The organism is Achromobacter marplatensis (genome assembly GCF_049060505.1).
GTDB lineage: Bacteria > Pseudomonadota > Gammaproteobacteria > Burkholderiales > Burkholderiaceae_B > Achromobacter > Achromobacter marplatensis_A.
Genome location: NZ_JBMGRB010000007.1, coordinates 172,812 through 192,454 on the forward strand (window position 1 = coordinate 172,812; position 19,643 = coordinate 192,454).

General features: G+C 65.8%; 20 protein-coding genes. 3 read left to right on the forward strand and 17 right to left on the reverse strand.

Going from position 1 to position 19,643, the window contains the following annotated elements:
* Nucleotides 1–69: 69 nt before the first annotated feature.
* Nucleotides 70–576: an acyl-CoA thioesterase gene (locus ACI0FO_RS18590; RefSeq protein WP_105559569.1), complete on the forward strand. Its 507-nt coding sequence runs from the start codon at nt 70–72 to the stop codon at nt 574–576.
* Nucleotides 577–655: 79 nt separating this feature from the next.
* On the opposite strand, the gene ACI0FO_RS18595 is transcribed toward ACI0FO_RS18590, so the two are convergent.
* From ACI0FO_RS18595 to ACI0FO_RS18675, 17 genes are all read right to left on the reverse strand, one after another.
* Nucleotides 656–1,663: a sterol desaturase family protein gene (locus ACI0FO_RS18595; protein ID WP_416028969.1), complete on the reverse strand. Its 1,008-nt coding sequence runs from the start codon at nt 1,661–1,663 to the stop codon at nt 656–658.
* Between the two features lie 2 nt (nt 1,664–1,665).
* Nucleotides 1,666–2,403, reverse strand: a complete 738-nt coding sequence (locus ACI0FO_RS18600; RefSeq protein ID WP_416029285.1) for a polysaccharide deacetylase family protein — start codon at nt 2,401–2,403, stop codon at nt 1,666–1,668.
* A gap of 124 nt (nt 2,404–2,527) precedes the next feature.
* On the reverse strand, nt 2,528–3,472 hold the full coding sequence (locus ACI0FO_RS18605; RefSeq protein ID WP_416029287.1) for a YncE family protein: 945 nt from the start codon (nt 3,470–3,472) through the stop codon (nt 2,528–2,530).
* Nucleotides 3,473–3,683: 211 nt separating this feature from the next.
* Nucleotides 3,684–4,556, reverse strand: coding sequence for a DUF2950 family protein (locus ACI0FO_RS18610; RefSeq protein ID WP_416028971.1), 873 nt, complete (start codon nt 4,554–4,556; stop codon nt 3,684–3,686).
* 5 nt (nt 4,557–4,561) lie between these two features.
* Nucleotides 4,562–6,004 (reverse strand): DUF3300 domain-containing protein, encoded by a 1,443-nt coding sequence (locus tag ACI0FO_RS18615; RefSeq protein ID WP_416028973.1) that lies wholly within the window; start codon nt 6,002–6,004, stop codon nt 4,562–4,564.
* Between the two features lie 121 nt (nt 6,005–6,125).
* Nucleotides 6,126–6,341 (reverse strand): TOBE domain-containing protein, encoded by a 216-nt coding sequence (locus tag ACI0FO_RS18620; RefSeq protein WP_046805592.1) that lies wholly within the window; start codon nt 6,339–6,341, stop codon nt 6,126–6,128.
* A 69-nt stretch (nt 6,342–6,410) separates the two neighbouring features.
* Complete coding sequence (locus ACI0FO_RS18625; protein WP_416028974.1) at nt 6,411–7,316, reverse strand: ATP-binding cassette domain-containing protein; 906 nt, start codon at nt 7,314–7,316, stop codon at nt 6,411–6,413.
* A 25-nt stretch (nt 7,317–7,341) separates the two neighbouring features.
* Entirely contained in the window at nt 7,342–8,169 is an 828-nt protein-coding gene (locus ACI0FO_RS18630) for a MetQ/NlpA family ABC transporter substrate-binding protein (RefSeq protein WP_416028976.1), read from the reverse strand.
* 17 nt (nt 8,170–8,186) lie between these two features.
* Nucleotides 8,187–8,849 (reverse strand): methionine ABC transporter permease, encoded by a 663-nt coding sequence (locus ACI0FO_RS18635; protein ID WP_416029289.1) that lies wholly within the window; start codon nt 8,847–8,849, stop codon nt 8,187–8,189.
* Complete coding sequence (locus ACI0FO_RS18640) at nt 8,849–9,649, reverse strand: methionine ABC transporter ATP-binding protein (RefSeq protein ID WP_416028978.1); 801 nt, start codon at nt 9,647–9,649, stop codon at nt 8,849–8,851. The genes ACI0FO_RS18635 and ACI0FO_RS18640 overlap by 1 nt, the downstream gene beginning before the upstream one ends.
* A 28-nt stretch (nt 9,650–9,677) precedes the next feature.
* Nucleotides 9,678–10,160, reverse strand: coding sequence for a hypothetical protein (locus ACI0FO_RS18645; protein WP_416028980.1), 483 nt, complete (start codon nt 10,158–10,160; stop codon nt 9,678–9,680).
* Complete coding sequence (ssuD, locus tag ACI0FO_RS18650; RefSeq protein WP_416028982.1) at nt 10,160–11,332, reverse strand: FMNH2-dependent alkanesulfonate monooxygenase; 1,173 nt, start codon at nt 11,330–11,332, stop codon at nt 10,160–10,162. Before ssuD ends, ACI0FO_RS18645 begins: the two co-directional genes overlap by 1 nt.
* A 14-nt stretch (nt 11,333–11,346) precedes the next feature.
* Complete coding sequence (ssuE, locus tag ACI0FO_RS18655; protein WP_416028983.1) at nt 11,347–11,940, reverse strand: NADPH-dependent FMN reductase; 594 nt, start codon at nt 11,938–11,940, stop codon at nt 11,347–11,349.
* 23 nt (nt 11,941–11,963) lie between these two features.
* Nucleotides 11,964–12,764 (reverse strand): MetQ/NlpA family lipoprotein, encoded by an 801-nt coding sequence (locus ACI0FO_RS18660; protein ID WP_310033961.1) that lies wholly within the window; start codon nt 12,762–12,764, stop codon nt 11,964–11,966.
* A gap of 218 nt (nt 12,765–12,982) precedes the next feature.
* Complete coding sequence (locus tag ACI0FO_RS18665; RefSeq protein ID WP_416028986.1) at nt 12,983–14,353, reverse strand: LLM class flavin-dependent oxidoreductase; 1,371 nt, start codon at nt 14,351–14,353, stop codon at nt 12,983–12,985.
* Between the two features lie 20 nt (nt 14,354–14,373).
* The gene (locus tag ACI0FO_RS18670; protein WP_416028988.1) at nt 14,374–15,591 is read right to left on the reverse strand and encodes an SfnB family sulfur acquisition oxidoreductase; all 1,218 of its coding nucleotides are present in this window, start codon (nt 15,589–15,591) and stop codon (nt 14,374–14,376) included.
* Between the two features lie 4 nt (nt 15,592–15,595).
* Nucleotides 15,596–16,837, reverse strand: coding sequence for an SfnB family sulfur acquisition oxidoreductase (locus ACI0FO_RS18675; RefSeq protein WP_416028990.1), 1,242 nt, complete (start codon nt 16,835–16,837; stop codon nt 15,596–15,598).
* 222 nt (nt 16,838–17,059) lie between these two features.
* Between ACI0FO_RS18675 and ACI0FO_RS18680 the strand changes: the two genes are divergently transcribed.
* On the forward strand, nt 17,060–17,896 hold the full coding sequence (locus ACI0FO_RS18680) for a hypothetical protein (protein WP_416028992.1): 837 nt from the start codon (nt 17,060–17,062) through the stop codon (nt 17,894–17,896).
* Between the two features lie 40 nt (nt 17,897–17,936).
* On the forward strand, nt 17,937–19,625 hold the full coding sequence (locus ACI0FO_RS18685; protein ID WP_416028994.1) for an ABC transporter substrate-binding protein: 1,689 nt from the start codon (nt 17,937–17,939) through the stop codon (nt 19,623–19,625).
* Nucleotides 19,626–19,643 lie beyond the last annotated feature (18 nt).

The window sequence follows — 19,643 nt, forward strand, 5'->3', positions numbered from 1 at the left end:
AATGACGGCGCCATGACAGGCGCCTGCCGCTACCATAGGCGTTTTATTCATGAATGATGAGCGCCCGCCATGGACGACGCCTTTAGCCACCAATTGTCGATGACCATCCTGATGACGCCGGATATGGCGAATTTTTCAGGAAACGTGCACGGCGGAACCATCCTCAAGTACCTGGATCAGGTGGCTTATGCCTGTGCCAGCCGGTACGCCGGCCAATATGTGGTGACCCTGTCCGTGGATCAGGTGGTGTTCCGCGAACCCATTCACGTGGGTGAACTGGTGACCTTCCTGGCCGCGGTGAACTACACCGGCCGCACCTCGATGGAGATCGGCATCAAGGTCGTCACCGAGGACATCCGCAAGAAACTCGTGCGCCATACCAACAGCTGCTATTTCACGATGGTGGCCGTGGACGACCAAGGCGCGCCGACCGCCGTGCCGCCGCTTGCGCCGCGCAACCTGGAAGAGAAACAGCGCTTCGAGGCCGCGCGCCTGCGCCGCGAACTGCGCCAGGAAATGGAACGCCGCCACGACGAGATCAAGCGCGAAACCACGCACGACACGCCGGCTGCCTGAGCACGCCGCGCCAGACAAAAAAAACCGAGCCCCGCAGGCTCGGTTTTTTCTTGCATGCGCCAGGGCGGGGCTGACGCCGTCAGGCGCGTTCCGCGGCGCCCGGGGGGCTGGGCGGCGCGGAGGCGGGTTCGCGGTCGCGGCCCACCATGCGTTTCAACCCCAGCCATTGCTGCGACCAGAAGCTGCGGCCGTAGTCGCGGCCGCCCAATTCCGCCTGCTGGTCGTGGATGCCCGTGGGGCCGTAGCCCACGCCGAAGCGGGCGGTGCGGAACAGCACGTCCCAGATCGGGAACAGCGCGGCGAAGTTGTAGCCGCCCACCGGCCCCGGCGACGATGCGTCGTAGGCGATGGAATGATGATGGCGGTGAAAGCGCGGGCTGACCAGCAGGCGCTCGCCCAGCGCGCCGAAGTGCATGCGCAGGTTGGCGTGCGAAAAACTCTGCGCCAGCTGGGTGATCGCCACCACGACCACGAACTGCGCGGGCGGCACGCCCACCAGCTGCGACACGAACACGACCAGCACGTCGCGCAGCATGTCGTCCAGCAGGTGATTGCGGTCGTCGCTCCAGATGGTCATCTGGCGCTGGCTGTGATGCACCGCGTGCAGCGCCCAGAGCCAGCTGAAACGGTGCTGGGCCCGGTGGTAGACGTAGTCGACCGCGTCGAACAGCAGCAGGTAGATGATCAGGCTGACCCAGGCCTTGTCGGTCACGCCCGGCCAATACTGGTCCAGCTGGAACGGCGCGAACCCCCAGATGTGCAGTTGTCCGAAGACGCTGTCCCAGAACGGGTCGATCGTGAAGAACAACGCCAGGCGGAATACGCCCAGGCGGTGGATCAACGTGTACAGCACGTCAATGCCGATCTGGCGGCGGTCGGTAACCGCTTCAACCGGCCGCAGGCGCTGCAAGGGCCCGAACACCAGCACCAGCACGGCGACCTGCACCAGGCCCACCAGCAGCCACATGGTGGCGTCGTAGCCGTCTTCGATAAGGTTGCTCATCCCCAGGTGAAACAGCGCAGGCTGGATCAGGGTCTCGAAAAGCCATTGCTGGCATTCCCCGAACAATTGACTGAGGGTATCCATGATCAATGATGCGTAGCGATCCAATCGCGGTAGGCGGGATGCGTATTCAAGGTGGCGAAACAATAGCCCTTCTGCTGCAGGCCCACAATCAGGGGCTCAAGCACGGCGGGGGCCCAGGGATCCTGGCGCGACCAGATGCCCAAGTGCGCCAGCAGGATGTCGCCGGGCTTGATGGTGCGCAGCGCCTGGTCCAGCAGGCGGGCATTGGGGAATTTGTCGCTGGGCAGTTCATCGCCCAGGAAACCGGCAGGGGCCCAGCCCACGTGCTCGAAGCCACAGGCCTTGGCCGCCTTCAGCAACGCGGGCGAGGTCTTGCCGCCCGGCGCGCGGTACAGCGGCAGCATGTTCTGGCCCGTCATCTGGTGGAATCGGGTGGCGGACCGTTTGATCTCGGCGCAGTACTGCTCGGCCGTCCATTCGGCGGTATTGCCCGTGTCGGGGCCGGCGCTGGGCTTCACGCGGAACTTGCCGCCCGGCAGGTCGCCCCGCCAGTAGACATGGTCGTAGGTGTGCGAGCCAAAGGCATGGCCTTCCGCCGCGCGCGCCTTCCACCACGGCGCCCAGACGTCGTCCAGGCTGGCGCCGTCGGTCTTCGTGCGTTCATTGGCCAGGAAGAAGGTGACCTTGACGTGATGGCGGTTAAGCACATCGGCAATCAGCGGCGCCACGCCCATGTGGCCGGTGTCGAAGGTCAGGTAGACCGGCTTGTCGCACGTCGTCGGCGCAGCCGCATGCACCATCGGGACGGCAAACGCCAGGACGGCGGCAAGAAGGCTTTTCACCGCAGGGCCGCCCCAAGGTGAAAAAGCCCCCTCGGGGGGCAGCAAGCCCGCGGCAGCGGGCGTGGCGTGGGGGCCCTTACACCTATCGGGTTGGCGCATGGTTCAGCGTCCAGACGCCGTGCGGCGACTTGCCCACCGTGACCTGATTGACGACCTTCTTCTGTTCCAGGTCCACCACGGTCAGCTTGCGCGCCCAGCGCGACGTAACCAGCAGCGTCTTGCCGTCGGCCAGGACGTCCATGCAGTCGGGGCCGCCAGGCACCGCGAAGGTGTCGGTGACGGCCAGCGTCTGCATGTCGATGCGGCTGATGGAGTTGGCGGTGCGGTTACTGACGAACAGATGGCGCTTGTCGCCCTGCGCGCGGAAGGCGTGCGCGCCGGCGGCCGTCGGGATGCGCTTGACCAGTTTGGCCGGGCCATTGCTGACGTCGTAGGCTTCGACGAAGGCGTCGCCGGTCAGCGCCACCAGCAGCGTCTTCTGGTCAGGCGTCAGGAACACGTCGGCGGGCGTCTTGCCCACGGACACCGTCCACTTGGGCGTTTGCGTGGCGAGGTCGATGGCGATCAGTTGGTCGCTGTCCTGCAGGGTCACATACGCCGTCGTGCTCGCCTTGTCGATCATGATGTGGCTGGGCGTCTTGCCTGCCGGGATGCGTTTGACCAGCGTCAGGTCAAACCCCTTTTCCAGCGGCTTCCAGGCGTAGATGTCGATATGGTCCAGGCGGTTGGCCGCCGTGACGAACCACTTCATGTCCGGCGAGAATTGCAGCTGGTAGGGGTCGACGATGCCGGTCAGGGTGCGCTGTACTTCACCGGTCTTGGGATCCATCAGCGTGATGGAATCGCCCGTGGCGTTGGCCACCATCAGCGACTTTTCGTCCGGGGTCAGATACAGGTGGTGCGGTTCCTTGCCGGTGGGCACGCGCCGCAGTTCCTTGTAGGAAACCGGATCGACGATGCTGACATTGGCGTCCAGGGAGTTCAGGACGAAAATCGGGGCGGATGCCGCCGCTGCGCTAAGCGCCATCCCTACGCCGGCCAGGGCGTAGCGGACAAAATGCAAGGGGTTCAATTTCAAGGTCCGGCAAGTAAGGATCGGGCACCGATCCCAATGCCCGCCATTTTAGGCACAGCCACCTTTCAAAAGGGCATCAGCCGGGGGTTTGGCGACAAACGTACACGCCTGTTGCGACCCCGCAACAACCCCCGCCTGAAAACCCTCTGAATTCACTGAAAAGTCATTTGGCGCCAACGGGTTGCGCATCAGCGTCGGCCCAGGCGTCGGACGCGATATCGCGTTCGCGCAAGGCTGCCGCGCGGGCCGCCGACGAGGGGCCCAGATCGGCTTCGCGCACGCCGCCTTGCGGACCGATGACAAAGGTGCCGATGCCGGTCTTGCCGTAGCGCGCCGGCCACGCCACGATGCGATACGCCGTGTCTTGCCCACCCGGCAGCACCTTGTAGCGGTAGCCGGCATAGGCGTCCTCCACCGGCACTTCAGGCCCCATCACCAACGCGTCCGGCCCAAAGGCCTGCGGCGGCGCGCCCGGCACCTCGGGCCAGTACAAGCCGTCCATCGTGCCGGGGCGGCTGACCAGGCGGGTCGCATAGCGGCCCTGCCCCACGCCTTGTTGATAGCGGGTCTGCGCCGCCTGCAGCTGCTGCAGGGTTTCGATGGCAGTCAGTTCGTTGCGGCCAATGGCACGGCGCTGGATTTCGGCCTTGCCCGCCGCCGGGTCGAACCGCCAGCCCTTGCCTGTTTGCACGATGGGCACTGGCATGGTCCATCCGGAATCGCCGACGGCCAGCCACGAGCGGCCGCCGTCCGCGACGATCTCGTGCTTTTTCGCCCACGCGGCCAGGAAACGGTAGATATCGTCCTGCGCCACGCCGCCCGGCACGATCTGCTTGTGATCAGGCCCCAACACCTTCGCAATGGCGACCGGGTCACTGGTGGCCAGCGCGTCGGCAAAGGCATCCGCCGCTGCCTGCGAGGTCGGATACACGCTTTGCGCCGCGGCCGGTGCCGCCAGCCCCAACGCCAGCAATGTCGCGGCGCCCAGCACGCGGGCACGAACCCAGGCATTCGTCATGAAAGCTCCCTTGTCCATGGTGCTTACCTCCGGCCGCCGAAATGACCGCCGCCGCCACCGCCGCCCATATGATGCCCGCCGCCCCCGCCGCCGCCTCGCTGGAAGCCGCCGCCGCCGCCGCCCCGGTTCATGTCGCTGCGGTGGCTTTGCTGACGCATGCGGTCACCGTTGCCGGCGTCGTGCAGCGCGCTGCTGCTGTTGGACGCCCGCGCCCGGTCACGCGCCGCGGATTCATCTGCGCGCTGGCGTTGCGCCGCCGCCTGGCGATCATGCGTGGATGCGCCGGAGGCATGCTGTGTCTGCCCGCCCTGCGCCCGATCACGTGCGCCCTGTCCCGCGCCTGCGCCCTGGGCATGGTCACGCGCGCCTTGTCCCGCGCCCTGAGCCCGGCCACCCGCGCCGTCGCCACCCCGTCCGGCCGCGCCTTGTCCGCGCCCGGCGCCCGGTTCGGCATGGCCCGCAATCGGCTGCCCGGTGCGCCCCTGGAAGGATTGCGCCGCGCGGTCGCGCGCCGCATCGCGGGAATTCGGTGCAGCGGCGCCCACGGACGCCCTGCCGCCTTGGCCCGCGCGTTGTTGCCCCGCCTGCCGATTCTGCAGGCCTGCCTGGCGCTGGCTGTCGAAGCGCTGGCGATTGGCCTGATCCGCATAAGGCGTGTTGCCGCGGTTGGCCGGATTGTGTTGCCAGGACACGTTATTGTTCCGGGCGTTGTCGATTCGTTGATTGACGTTGACGTTGTTGTACCGGTTGACGTTGATATCGACGTCGTTATGTCCCCAGTTGAATCCGCCCCACATCGAATCGACGGCGGCCACGCCCAGGCCAAAACCGATGCCGGCCACCAGCGAAGTCGCGAAGACCGAACCCGGCGGCGGCGGGTAGTAATAAGGGGGGTACGAGGGGTACGCCCAGGCCCCGTAGACCACCGTGGGGTTGTAACTGGGCACGTAGACGACTTGCGGGTCGGCCGGCTCGATCACGACCACGGTTTTGTCGTTGGTGGTGCTTGAGGTGACCTTCTGCTGCGGCGTGCTCTTCAGGTTGCCCGCCTTTTCCGCCTGCACGCGCAGCCGCTGGACAGAATCCATCACGCCGTCGGGTTGCGCCAAAAAGGCATCGCCCACCGATTTCACCCAGTCAGGCTGACGACCCATCATGTCCATGACGGATGGAAACGCGACCAGCGATTTGACGCTGGGGTCCCAGGCTTCGCCTTCGACCGCCTTCACGGCCTGATCGCCGGATTCCGACGTGTGCGCGGCCGACCACTTCGCCGCGGCGGCGATGTCATCGGGGTAGGTCGCCCCCATGAGGATTTGCGACAGCAAGGCATCAGGGTATAGCGCCACCGGCGCCATCAACTGATCCAACTGCCCATTGTCGAGCTTGGTCTGCGCCATGGCAGGCAGGCAGACCGCCAACCCCAGGCATAACCAGCCGATGAACCACCCTTGCAGTCGACGCATGAACCGTTCTCCGTGAAGCAACGCATGAAGCCACAAGCCAGGAGGAAACCGCCGGATATCGCGCTGACAATATATGCCTAACGCCGGCACAAGGAAAGCGCCGGCGCCGATCTATTCGTTTTCACAGTTTGGCCACGGACACCTCGGTCGCCTTCACGAAGGCCAGCACTTCGGTGCCGACCTGCAGGTCCAACTCTTTGACGGAACGCGTGGTGATCACCGATGTGACGATGCCCGCCGGGGTATCCACATCCACTTCGGACACCACCGGGCCCAGGATGATTTCCTTGATCTTGCCGCGAAACTGGTTGCGGGCGTTGATGGATTGAATAGTCATGGTCTTGCTCCTGAAAGGGAAAAGGCGGCGCCATCATGGCGCCATTGCGTGAATGCTGGCCGCGCGGCGCTATACCGCCAGCCGTAAATGCCGAAGCTGGACCACCGGCGCCAAGTGCCGGTCCGCGTCCGGCGGGTCGGGTTCCTGCAATACGGCGCGCAACACGCGCGCCGCCATCGCCGCGAAGGCGGGGGATCCCCGGGCGCGCGGCCGTGCCAGTTCGACCCGTTCGTCGTACACCAATACGCCGTCGTCGATCACCAAGATGCGATCGGCCTGCGCCACCGCCTCGTAGACGTCGCACGTGGCCAACACGGCGGTGAATCCGGCGTGCCGCCACGCTTGCTCGATGGCGGCCTGAGCCTCGATGCGGGTCAGGGCATCCAGGCCGCTGGACGGTTCGTCCAGCAGCAACAGGCCCGGCCGGCGCGCCAGCGCACGCGCCAAGGCCACCCGCTGGCGCTGGGCCTCGGTCAGCCGGGCCGGCCAGTCGCCGCCATGCCCGCCCAGCCCCGCTTGCCGCAAGGCCTCGCCGGCCCGTGCCCGCGCGTCGCCCGGCAGGCCCAGCGCCACGTTTTGCCAGACACGTTTCCACGGCAGCAGGCGGGCGTCGGGAAACAGCAGCCGCACCCGTTCGTCGGAGACCCATTGCGGAAAGCCGTCGAACAGGATGGGGGATCGCGCGGGCGGTCCGCCCTGCTCGCCGCTGGGGCGCTCCAGCCCCGCCAGGATGCGCAGCAAGGTGCTCTTGCCCGCGCCGCTGCGGCCCGCGATCGCCACGAATTCGCCGGCGGCGATATCAATGTCCAATCCCTTGAGCACATCGCGCGCGCCATGGCGCTTGTTCAGCTTGCGCACGGTGACGCGCAGCGCCCGCCAGTCGTCCTGCCCCGCGTTCGGCGCCTCGTCGTGCCGCGCCCGCCCCGGCACCTCCAGGTGCTGCAGCAGTTCGAACTCGTTCGGGTGGACAAACATGGCCCTGCACTCCCGCCGGATGACCCTAGCGGGCCGCTTCCAGCTTCTGCTGATAATCGGTTTTCACGAAACCGGCGAACGATTGCTCGGTGACCGCCAGGAACTCCCGCGACGCATACGCCGCCGCGATGTCTTTCACGAAGGGTTTGTCGATGTCGGCCGTGCGCACCGCCACCAGGTTCTGATAGGTGGGCGTGGTCTTCTCCAACGCCAGCGCGGCCGTCAGCTTGAGGCCGGACGCCAGGGCGAAGTTACCGTTCACGAACGAATAGTCGGTGTCGTCCAGCGAACGCGGCAGTTGCGCCGCTTCAAGCGGGATCAGCTTGATCTTCTTTACATTGACGGCCACGTCTTTTTCAGAGACCTGCAAGGGGTCATAGCCTTCGCGCAGCGTCACCCAGCCCAGGTCCTGCAGCACCACCAGCGCGCGCGCCTGGTTGGTCGGATCATTGGGCACCGCCACGCTGACGCCGTCGGGCGCCGCGTCCACGCCCTTGTATTTCTTGCTATAGATGGCGATGGGCGCGGTGGGCACCTTCACCAATTCGGACAGTTCCAGCTTGTTCTTGGCCGCGAAATTCTTCAGGTAGACCACGTGCTGGAACGCGTTGGCGTCCAGCGCGCCTTGCGCCAGCGCGAAGTTCGGTTGGATGTAGTCGTTGAATTCCACGATCTTGACCGTGTAGCCCTGCTTTTCCAGGATGGGCTTGATGCCCAGCTTGATCTGGTCGCTATAGGGGCCGGCGGTAGCGCCAAACACGATCTCTTTCTTGGCCGGGTCCGCAGCTTGCGCGGCGCCGGCCACGGACAGGGCGATCAGCGCCGCGATCAGGGACGAACGGGGGAATGCCATGGGAGTTCTCATTGGAATCAACGCTTGTCGATGCGGCGCGCGACGGTATTGCCGGCGACCTGGATGATCTGCACCAGCACGACGAGCAGCGCCACGGTCAGCACCATCACGTCGGTCTGGAAACGGTAGTAGCCATACCGGATGGCCAGGTCGCCGATGCCGCCGCCGCCCACCACCCCGGCCACCGCCGAATACGAAAGAAAGCTGACGGCCAGCACCGTCAGGGCCAGCACCAGGCCGGAACGCGCCTCCACCAACAGCACGCGGCGCACAATTTGCAGCTCCGACGCGCCGGCGGCATGCGCGGCCTCGATCACGCCGCGCGGCACATCGCGCAAGCACTGTTCGACCAGCCGCGCAAAGTACGGGATCGCCGCGAATGACAAGGGTACGGCCGCCGCCACGGGTCCGATGGACGTGCCCGCGATCACCCGCGTGAACGGCACCAGCGCCACCAGCAGGATGATGAACGGGAACGAGCGCACGGTATTCACGGTCCAGCTGAGCACTCGGTGCAGCACCGGGCGGTCCAGCGATTGGCCGGGCCCCGTCAGGAACACCAGCACCCCAAGCGGCCCGCCCAGCAAGATGGACGCCGCCAGCGCGATCGCCAGCATCAGGAAGGTCTGGCCGACCGCCACGCCCAGCTCGGGCAGCAACTGCACAAAGGTATCCAGCATCATGCGACCTCTTCATAAGGGTGGGTGGCCTCGCGGATGAGTTCGCGGCCCAGCGCGGACGACAGCTGCACATTGGCGCCCGAGATTTCGGCTTGCTCGAGCACCTGCCCGTTTTCCATGACGGCCACGTGGCGGCACAGGGCGCGCACCACCGCCAGTTCGTGCGTGACGATGACGATGGTCACGCCCAGGCGCTTGTTGATGTCGCGTAGCACGGCAAGCACGGACCGCGTGGTCTCGGGGTCAAGCGCGGACGTGGGCTCGTCGCACAGCAGCACCGCCGGCTCGCTGGCCAGCGCGCGGGCGATGGCCACACGCTGCTTCTGGCCGCCCGACAACTGGGCGGGGTAGCTGGCCGTCTTGTCCGTCAGCCCGACGATCTCCAGGCACTGCCGCACGCGCTGCGCGATCTGTTCGCGGCTGCGCCCGCCGTGCACGCGAAGTGCAAACGCCACGTTCTCGAACACGGTCTGGTTCTGCAGCAGATTGAACTGCTGGAAGATCATGCCGATATGCTGGCGCGCGCCGCGCAAATCCCGCTTGGACAGCGCCGTCAGCTCGGTGCCCGCCACATGCACCGCGCCCGCATCCGGGCGTTCCAGCAGGTTGATCAGCCGCAGCAGCGTGGACTTGCCCGCGCCGCTCTTGCCGATGATGCCGAAGGTGTCACCCGCGCGGATCGACAGCGACACGTCACGCACGGCGTCGAAGCGGCCGGCGCGCGTGGCGTAGGACTTGCTGACCGCGTCCAGGCGGATCACCGTCTGCGGCACGGCGGGAAGGGGAGAAATCGGGTTCATCGCTGGGTTCCGGTCAGGGTTTGGCGCATCAGGAGTACGCGGCGGCATTCCAGGGCAAGGCGCGGCGCGCCAACATGCGGATCAACGTATCGGCTGCCAAGGCCAACAGCACATAGGAAAAAATGGGCGCCAGCGTCGCCGCGCCGTCGCCGGATCGCACGATGGCGGTCTGGGCCATCCCCCGCCACGTCCAGAACAGCGCCAGCGCCAGCCGCGCGCCGGACAGCGACGCGGGCAAAGCGCCGGGAAGAAACACGTCGCGCCACAGCGGCCAGCCGGCCAGCCCGACCGATCGGCCCATCTCGATCAGTTTCGGATCCGCGGCGCGCACGCCCCGCCAGCCGCCCAGGCCTGCACCCAGCAGCAGCGCCACGACCGCACCCGGCAGGTCGACCCGAAGCAGCGGCCACCCCAGCAGCGATGCCAACTGCCACGCCACCAGCAACGCGGCGGCCGCCAGCCAAGGCGCAAGCGCCTTGCGACGGCGACGAGATGGACCAAAGGCGGACATCAGCTTGCCGATTCCTTCGGCACCAATTCGGTCGCCATGACTTCGCCGAAGGGCCCCGTCAGCACGGTGTTGCCGACCTGGCGCTGCGTCTTGCCGGGCAACAGCGGAAACACCAGTTCGGCAAACCGGTAGGACTCCTCTAAATGCGGATAGCCTGAGAAAATAAACGTGTCGATGCCCAGGTCGGCGTATTCCTGGATGCGCGCGGCCACCGTCTGCGGATCGCCGACCAGCGCCGTGCCCGCGCCGCCGCGCACCAAGCCCACGCCGGCCCACAGATTGGGGGAAATTTCCAGGTGCGAGCGGCCGCCCCGATCATCGCTGAGCTTGCCGCCATGCAGGGCAGCCATGCGACGCTGGCCTTCCGAATCCATCTTGGAGAATGCGGCTTGCGCGGCGCGCACCGAGTCTTCGCTGAGGTGACTGATCAATTCGTCGGCGGCGGCCCACGCGGCCGCCTCCGTTTCGCGCACGATGACGTGCAGGCGGATGCCGAAGCGCACGGTCCTGCCGTGTTTGGCAGCGCGCTCGCGCACGTCCGCGATTTTCTTGGCCACTGCCTCGGGCGGTTCGCCCCACGTGAGGTACACGTCAAGCTGTTCGGCGGCCAATTCATGGGCGGCCTCGGACGAACCGCCAAAGTACAGCGGCGGATACGGCTTCTGCACGGGCGGATAGATGACCTTCCCGCCCTTGGAGACAAGTTGTTCGCCCTGGAAACTGTAGCCTTCCGCGTCGTGGCTGCGTTCCAGGATGCCGCGCCAGATGTTCAGGTAGTCGGCCGTGATGGCGTAGCGTTCGTCATGGCTGACGAAGACGCCGTCGCCTTCCAGTTCGCCCGGATCGCCGCCCGTCACCACATTGACCAATAACCGCCCCTCGGACAGGCGGTCGAACGTGGCGGCCATGCGCGCCGAGAACTGCGGCGAACTGACACCCGGACGGATCGCCACCAGGAACTTCAGCTTGCGGGTGGCGCCAATCAGGCTGGATGCCACGACCCATGCGTCCTCGCAGGACCGGCCGGTGGGCAGCAGTACGCCGTCGTAGCCCAGCGTGTCGGCGGCAACGGCCACCTGCCGGAAATAGTCGTAGCTTGCGGCGCGCGCGCCCTGGCTGGTGCCCAGGTAGCGCGAATCGCCGTGCGTGGGGATGAACCAGAAAACGTCCATTGCATAACTCCGGGTCAGACGCTGAAGCCGCCCGCAAGCGCGAGGCGTCCCAGGTCATAGGCTTCATGGGCGACGGCGCCGCGCGGCAAGACCAGCTCGGCCAGCCGGTCAACGGAGTCTTCCAGCCGCTCGCGGACGTCGTCGTCGATATGGATACGGCCGTCGTCTTCGACTTGGACCTGTTTGTCGGTGGCGTAGACGCCGGCCAGGATGTGGCGCGCGCCCAAGGCCGACAGCACCGGTTTCAAGCCGTATTCCAACGCCAGCAGATGCGCCGGGCTGCCGCCCGTGGCGATAGGCAGCACGACCTTCCCCGCCAGCGCCTTTTCATCCAACAAATCCAGCACGGCCTTCAGCCCGCCGGAGAACGACGCCTTGTAGACCGGGGTCGAGATCAACACGGCATCCGCGGTCGACACGCGCGCCCGCAACGCGCCGGCCGCGGCGCCTGAGTAATAGCCTTCGATCAATTCTTCGGCCGGTATGTCGCGCAAGCCCAATTCCACCACCCCGAGTCCGCGCGAACGCAGCAGATGGGCGGCATGGCGCAGCAACGCGGAAGAACGGGAACGTTGTGACGGGCTGCCCGCCAACGTGATGATGCTCATGATGATTCGCCGAAAGTCGCGCGTTAGAAAGCGGGGATGAGGGAACCCTTGAATTCCTTCTCGATATAGGCGCGCACTTCGGGGGATTGGTACGCGGCCACCAGCTGCTTCACCCAGGGCTGGTCGCGGTCTTTCGTCCGCACGGCAATGAGATTGGCGTAGGGCCCGTCAGCGGCCTCGCGCCCGATCGCATCGCGCGCCGGCACCAGCCCCGCCTGTTCGGCGTAATCGTTATTGATGGAGGCCGCCGTCAGATCGTCCAGCGACCGTGGCAACTGCGCGGCATCCAGCGCCACCAGCTTGATCTTGCGCGGGTTCGACACCACATCCAGCGGCGTCGCGGTGTTCTTCTGTTCCGCTTCCGGCTTCAGCGTGATGATCTTGTACGCCGCCAATAGGCGCAGCGCGCGATTGCCATTCGAGGGATCATTCTGAATCCCGACCGACGCGCCCTCGGGCAAGTCATTCAACGACTTGATCTTGCGCGAGTAAAAACCCAGCGGCGCCGTCACGGTCAAGCCCGCAGGCACGATATCAAACCCTCGCGCCTTGATCTGATTGTCCAGGAACGGTTTGTGTTGAAACGCGTTGGCATCGAGATCGCCCGCGTTAAGGGCGGCATTGGGAAGTTGATAATCGTTGAACTTGACGAGCTTGATGACAAGACCGTCCCGGGCGGCAACCTTCTGGACAACATCAAAGATCTTTTCGGCGGTACCCACGGAGATGCCGACCGTGATGGTGTTCTTGTCTTCAGCCTGCGCAGGCGCGGCAAAGGCAATGGCAAGCGTGGATGCAGCCAAGAGGCGAAGCAGCGATGACATGTTTGAAAGCCCGGGATAAAAAGTGATTGATGGATTCTGTCATCGCGGATCAACGGCGAAAAATACTTAGTCGGTATGAAGTTATGTCTTGGGATGTAGGACGCTTCGCGCAAGCGATCATCGCCACGACGCATCAACGCCACGTATGCAGAATGCGGCCGCCTGCGCCATCAGCCCGACCCCGACGACGGGCGACCTACGAAGCGCTAACAAGCAACCTACAAAGCCCCAATGAGCCCCTTCCGTCCCACATGTTCCAAAGGCAACTCCGCCCTCCCCGCCCCAAACAGCTTCTCCCGCAACGCCCCTTCCGCATATGCCGTTTTATAAGACCCCCGGCTCTGCAACTCCGGCACCACCAGATCAATGAAATCGCCATAGCATTCCGGCGTTACCGTTCGCGCCAGATTGAAGCCGTCGATATCCGTCTCGGCCACCCAGGCCTCAAGCTCGTCCGCCACCTGCGCGGCGCTGCCTACCAGTGCCGGGTATCGGCCCCCCAGCGCCATATCCGCCAGCAGGTCCGTCACCGTCCGGTCCGTCCTGGCCACCGTCAGGTTCTTCACGGCCGACTCGATCGCGTTGTTCTTCACATACCGGATCGGCTCGTCCGCGCCGTAGCGCGAAAAATCGATGCCCGTCGAACTGGCATAGTGCGCCAGCCCCGCTTCCGGATTCGCGTAACGCAGATACTCCGCGTGCTTCTCGCGCGCCTCGGCCTCCGTCTTGCCCACCACCACCGTCACGCCCATGAAGAACTTGATATCGCGCGGATTGCGGCCCTCGCGGGCGACCCACTCGCGCACCTCCGCCACCAGCTTGCGCAACCCCTCTTTGGTCTGGCTGGACACGAACACACATTCCGCATGCCGCGCCGCGAATGCCTGGCCACGGCCCGACGAGCCCGCCTGGTACAGCACGGGCGTGCGCTGCGGCGACGGCTCCGATAAGTGAAAGCCCTGCACCTTGTAGTACTTGCCCTCGTGATCCACCCGACGCACGGCGGCGGGATCCGCATAGATGCGCTTGCCTTTGTCGGCTTTCACCGCATCGCCGTCCCAGCTGTCTTCCCACAGCTTGTACGCCACCTCCAGGAACTCGTCGGCACGGTCATAGCGTTCATCGTGCGCGATCTGCTCGGACAACCCCATCGCGCGCGCCGCGCTTTCCAGATAGCCCGTCACGATGTTCCAGCCGATGCGGCCATTGGTCAGATGGTCCAGCGTGGAGAAACGGCGCGCCAGCAGGTAGGGCGCCTCATAGGTCAGGTTGACCGTGACGCCGAACCCCAGATGCCGCGTCGCCGCCGCCATCGCCGAAATAGTGAGCAATGGGTCGTTCACCGGCAGTTGGACCGACTCGCGCAGCGTCAGGTCGGCCGAGTCCTCGTAGACGTCGTATACGCCCACGATGTCGGCCAGGAACAGGCCGTCGAACAGCCCGCGCTCCAGCAGCTTCGCCAGATCGGTCCAGTATTCCAGGGTCTTGTATTGCGTCGACGTATCGCGCGGATGCGTCCACAAACCGTGGTTGATGTGTCCCACGCAATTCATGTTGAACGCGTTCAGGAGGATTTGCTTCTTCGCCATGATGTGCGGTTCCGTCAGGATCAGGTGGTGCCCACGCGGCCAGGCGCGATGTCGTTCAAGTAGTAGTTGCCCACGGCGTGCCGTTTCCAGCGGACCGGATCGTGCAGCGTGTGCGTGCGCGCATTGCGCCAATGGCGGTCCAGGTTCAGGTGGTCCAGCGTGGCTTGCGTGCCGGCCAGTTCGAACAGCTTGGTGCCGGCGGCAAGCGAGGCTTCGGTGGTCAGCGCACGGGCTTCCGCCACGGCGATGGACGCGGCCGCCACATCGGCGGCCGTGCCGCTGGCGGTTGCCGTGTCCAGCAGGCGGCCCGCCCGCGACACGAGCGCACGCGCGGCCTCCAGGCGGATGGACAGGCGGCCGAATTCGCTGATGGTCAGCGGGTCGTCCGCCGCGCGCTCGACACCGGCATCGATCCACGGGCGCGAGCGCTCGCTTACGAACGCGACGGCGTCTTGCAGCGCGGCCTGGCCAATGCCCAGATCGATGGCCGCGTGGACGATCTGCGCCAGCGGCTTGATCGTGTTGGGCGGCGCGGCGGGGTCGGCCAGCAGCAGGACGTCTTCGGCCGGCACCGCCACCTCCTTGAAATGGACGGTGCCGCTGCCGGTGACGCGCTGGCCGAAGCCCGACCAGTCGTCGATGATTTCAACGCCCGGGCTATCGCGGCGCACGATGGCCAGGCGCTGCATACCGTCATCGTCCACGGCGGCGGTCGGGATCCATTGGGCATACAGCGCACCCGTGCAATAGAACTTGCTGCCGTTGATGCGCCAGCCGCCGTCCGGGCTGGCATTCAGGCGCGTGCGGCGTTCGGCGGCCGTGCGCGTGCCGGTCTCGGCCAGCGCATTGCCGAAGCGTTCGCCCGCCAGCGCGCGCGCATAAAAGCGTCGCTGCTGGTCCGCGCTGCCGTTCACGCGCAGCACTTCCAGCGCGTAGTAGTGGTTCTGCGGGATCTGGCCCAATGAACCGTCGGCGGCAGAAATGAGCGCCGTGACTTCCGCCAGCGTCGCCCGCGACACCCCCGCGCCGCCGTACTCGCGCGGCACGGTGATGCCCCACAGGCCGGATTGGGAATAGCGTTCCAGCTCGGGCAGCGGCAGCCGGCGTTCGCGGTCGCGTTGAGACGCTTCGCGGGCAAAATCCCCGGCCAGCGCACGCGCGACCTCAAGCGCCTGCGCGTCGGAGTCGATCACGGCGGCGCGGCGCACCGCCAGGGACGATATGTTGTCGGTGGGCATGGTGTCAGATCCAGGAGTGCCGGTTGGGGCGTTGGCCGTTAAGCAGATAATTGCCCACCGCGTGATACTTCCAGCGCACGGGATCATGCAGGGTGTGGACACGCGCATTGCGCCAATGGCGGTCCAGCCCGAACTCGGCCAGAGAGGCCCGCGCGCCCGACAGTTCGAACAGTTTTTCGCCGGCGGCCAGCGCGGTTTCGGTGGACACGGCCTTGGCGCGGGCGACCACGATCGACGCGGCGGCGACGTCATCCGCGTCCAGCGTCCGCCCGCGAGCCTCGTCCAGGAACTGCGCCGCTTCCGTCAACAGCGCCTGGGCGGCATGCAAATCGATATAGAGCTGGCCCACGTCCGCGATCACGTAAGGATCCTGCGTGGCCCGTTCCACGTTGGCCTCGATCCAGGGCCGCGAACGCTCCCGCAGGAACGCCACGGTGTCCTGCAAAGCGCCCTCGGCGATGCCCACATCGATCGCGGCCTGCATCAGCTGCGCGAACGGCCCCAGCAGGACGGGAGCTTGCTGCACCCGCCAGGCGGGCAGGATGCTATCGGCCTCCACGCGCGCGTTGTCCAGCAGCACGGTGCCGCTGGCCGTGGTGCGCTGGCCGAAACTGGACCAGTCGTCCACCACCGACACGCCCGGCGCGCCGCGCTCGAAGACGACGGTGACCAGCCTGCCTTCGCCATCCAGCACTTTTGCCGGAATCCAATGGGCGAACAGCGCGCCCGTCGAATAGAACTTGCGCCCGCTGACGCGATAGCCGTCGCCGTCCGGCACAAGCCTCGCCTCGATATCGCGCGTATGGCGAGTGTGCCGTTCCGGCCCCGCGTTGCCCAATCGGCGCCCGGCCAGCACGCCTGCGTAGTAGTGGCGCTGCTGCGCGGGCGATCCGGCCAGCCGCAGCAGGTTCAGGAATCCGAAATGGTTCTGTGGGATCTGGCCCAGCGATGGGTCCGCCGCGCTGATGATGCGGAACACGTCGGCCAGCGTCACATGCGAAACATCCGCGCCGCCGTATTCGCGCGGCACCGTGATACCGCCCAGGCCGCTGGCCGAATAGCGTTCGATCTCGCGCCAGGGCAACGAACGTTCCCTGTCGCGCTGCGCCGCGCCCAACGCGAAATCGGCCGCTAGTGCGTGGGCCGACTCGACCGCGTGCGCATCGTCGCGGATGCGGGCGGCAGGGACCAGGCGCGGCGCCTCGTCCGCGTCCTGGCGTGAGGGAGTACTTGAAGCGTGCGGCATGTTGCGCCCCGGCATTGGGAAAACATGCAGCCTATCGGTGCCGCGCCGCACACGGAAGGACGGAATCCGCATGCGGTTATTTGAAATCGGTATATGCCCGGCACGCCCCGTCCGCCTTCTATTAGCGAGCGTTGCGCGCATATATCGAAATCACCAAAGAATGTTTGTGGACGACGTCCGCGCTTGCTTAGAGTCGAGACTTTTCCGCGTCCGTCACTCGCCATGCCTGAACTGGATTTTCCCCAATCGCCCCTGACGCTGGATTACGACGGCGCGCTGGAAGCGCGCCTGTTCGACGACGTCCGCCTGGCCGTCGCGCCGCATCTGCCCGCGGCGCGCATCGATCCGCCGCGCGATCTGGCAAGCGAGGACGAACGCCGCAACGCCGCTGAGTACGCTGTGTGGAACACGGTGCATGACCTCTTCATCACCCAGATTGCCGCCCACGCGATTGCCGGCCTGTTCAAGGACGACATCGAGTTCCAGTTCGCGCTGGCGCGCCAGCTTGGCGACGACGGCGCTCACGCGGAGTTCTCGCGTGGACGCGCGGCGGTGCTGCTGGGCGCTGACCCGCTAGCGCAGGTGCTGCAAGGCGTGCAGAAATCCTGGGACCTGATTGGCGGTTTCGCGCTGCGCAACTGGCAGAACTTTCTGGCATGGCAGTTCCATTACGAACACTACATCCTGGCGCGCCTGTTCGTGAACCGGCGCACCGCGCAGGTACTGGACTTCGGCCATCGCGAGTTCGGCGAGAACCGCATCCTTCCCGATGAAGAGGCGCACCGCATTCGTATCACGCAATGGTGGCTGAACAAGCTGGAACGCGCGGAACCCGCGCAGCGTGAAGACTGGGTGGCCAGCCTTATCCAGGCGGACGAAGACGTCCAGCGCAAGCTTGGCCCCTATCTGCGCGATTCCTGGCAACTGAACCAGCGCGCCACCGGCCTGGACACGCGCGGCCACATCGCGCTGTACGACGCGTGGCGCCGCGAATTGCTGGCCACGCTGGTGCGCCGCGACCCCGACGATCTTCCCGCCCTGACCAGCCTGGCCGCCTGAAACAGCCGGCCGCACTTCACGACAACAGAAGGAAACCTTCATGACGCAACCGTTGCCCCCCGCCGATGCTCCCGGCCACGAAGACGTGCCCGCCAACCCCTTGCGCCGCTGGCTGATGAGCGCCGGCGCCCTGATGGGCGCAGGCGCGCTTTTTCCCAACGTGATCTTCGCGCCCGCCTACGCCGACACCCAAAGCCTGCCCAATACCGTGGACGGCGCGGTGCGCGGCGGCGTGCTCAACGCGGTGGTCCACCCGGAACCACCGACGCTGGCCTTCTACCTGAATTCGTCCACGCCCACGGGTGCGGTGGTCAGCAAGATCTTCGACGGGCTGGTCGAGTACGGCCCCGACTTGAAGCCGCGCCCCGTCTTGGCTGAAAGCTGGAGCGTGTCCGACGACGGCAAGACCATCACGTTCAAGCTGCGCAAAGGCGTGCTGTGGCATGACGGCAAGCCGTTTACCGCCGCCGACGTGAAATGGTCGGCTGAAGAGGTGTGGCGCAAGCACGCGCCCAGCGCGCGCCGGGTGTTCCAGTACCTGCAGAAGGTCGAGACCCCGGATGACCACACTGTCGTGCTGCACCTGTCACAGCCTACGCCGGTGGCGCTGAACGCCATCGATTCGCTGGGCGCGCCCATCCTGCCGCGCCATTTGTTCGAAGGCACGGACATCCAGAACAATCCCTACAACAACAAGCCCGTCGGCACCGGCCCCTTCGTATTCAAGGAGTGGAACCGGGGCAACTACATCGTGCTGGAGCGCAACGACAAGTACTGGCAGCCCGAACGCCCCTACCTGGATCGCATCGTCTGGAAGATCATTCCCGACGTGTCCGGCCGGGCCACGGCGCTGGAAACGGGCGGCGTGGCATACGGCGAACGCAACCCCGTGGCCTTCACGGACGCCACGCGTTTGTCCAGGCTGTCCAAACTGGCGGTGGACACCTCGGGCTACAACGGCTTTGCCGCCTGGCTCTGGCTGGAAGCCAACTTGCGCGACCCTATCCTGTCCAACCTGAAAGTCCGCCAGGCCATCGCGCACGCCGTCAACAAGCAGGTGCTGGTGAAGACCGTGTGGAATGGCTATGCCGAACCCTTCGTGAGCCCGGTGCCGTCGCTGGTGAAGCCGTATCACAACCCCAACGTGCAGCAATACCCGTATGACCCGGCGCTGGCCGAAAAACTGCTGGACGAGGCCGGGTACCCCCGCAAGGCGGACGGCTGGCGCTTTGCATTGACGCACGACTACATCCCGTTCGGTGACGACTACCGCCGCACCGGCGAGTTCGTGCGCCAGGCGCTGCGCAAGATCGGCATCGACGTAACGCTGCGCGGGCTGGACCTGGCCACATGGACGCGCAATGTCTTCACCGATTACAACTTTCAGCTCATCAGTTCGTGGGGCACCGTGCTGATCGATCCGCAGCTGGGTGTAGAGACGAGGTATTGGAGCAAGGCAGAAGCCAAAGGCACGCCCTGGTATAACGCGTCGGGCTACAGCAACCCCGACATGGACCGCGCCATCGAGGCCGCGCAGATCGAGACAGATCCGAAGAAGCGCATCGACCAATACAACGAGGTGCAGCGGCTGGCGCAGCGCGACCTGCCGTTGATCGGGCTGTTCGAGTTCCGGTGGTTCGGCGTCTGGGACAAGCAGGTGCGTAACGTCACCGACGCGTCCTCGCATTCACGCAACAACTTCGCCAACGTCTGGCTGGGCAAGGCCTGACGGCCCCCCGGAAATCCG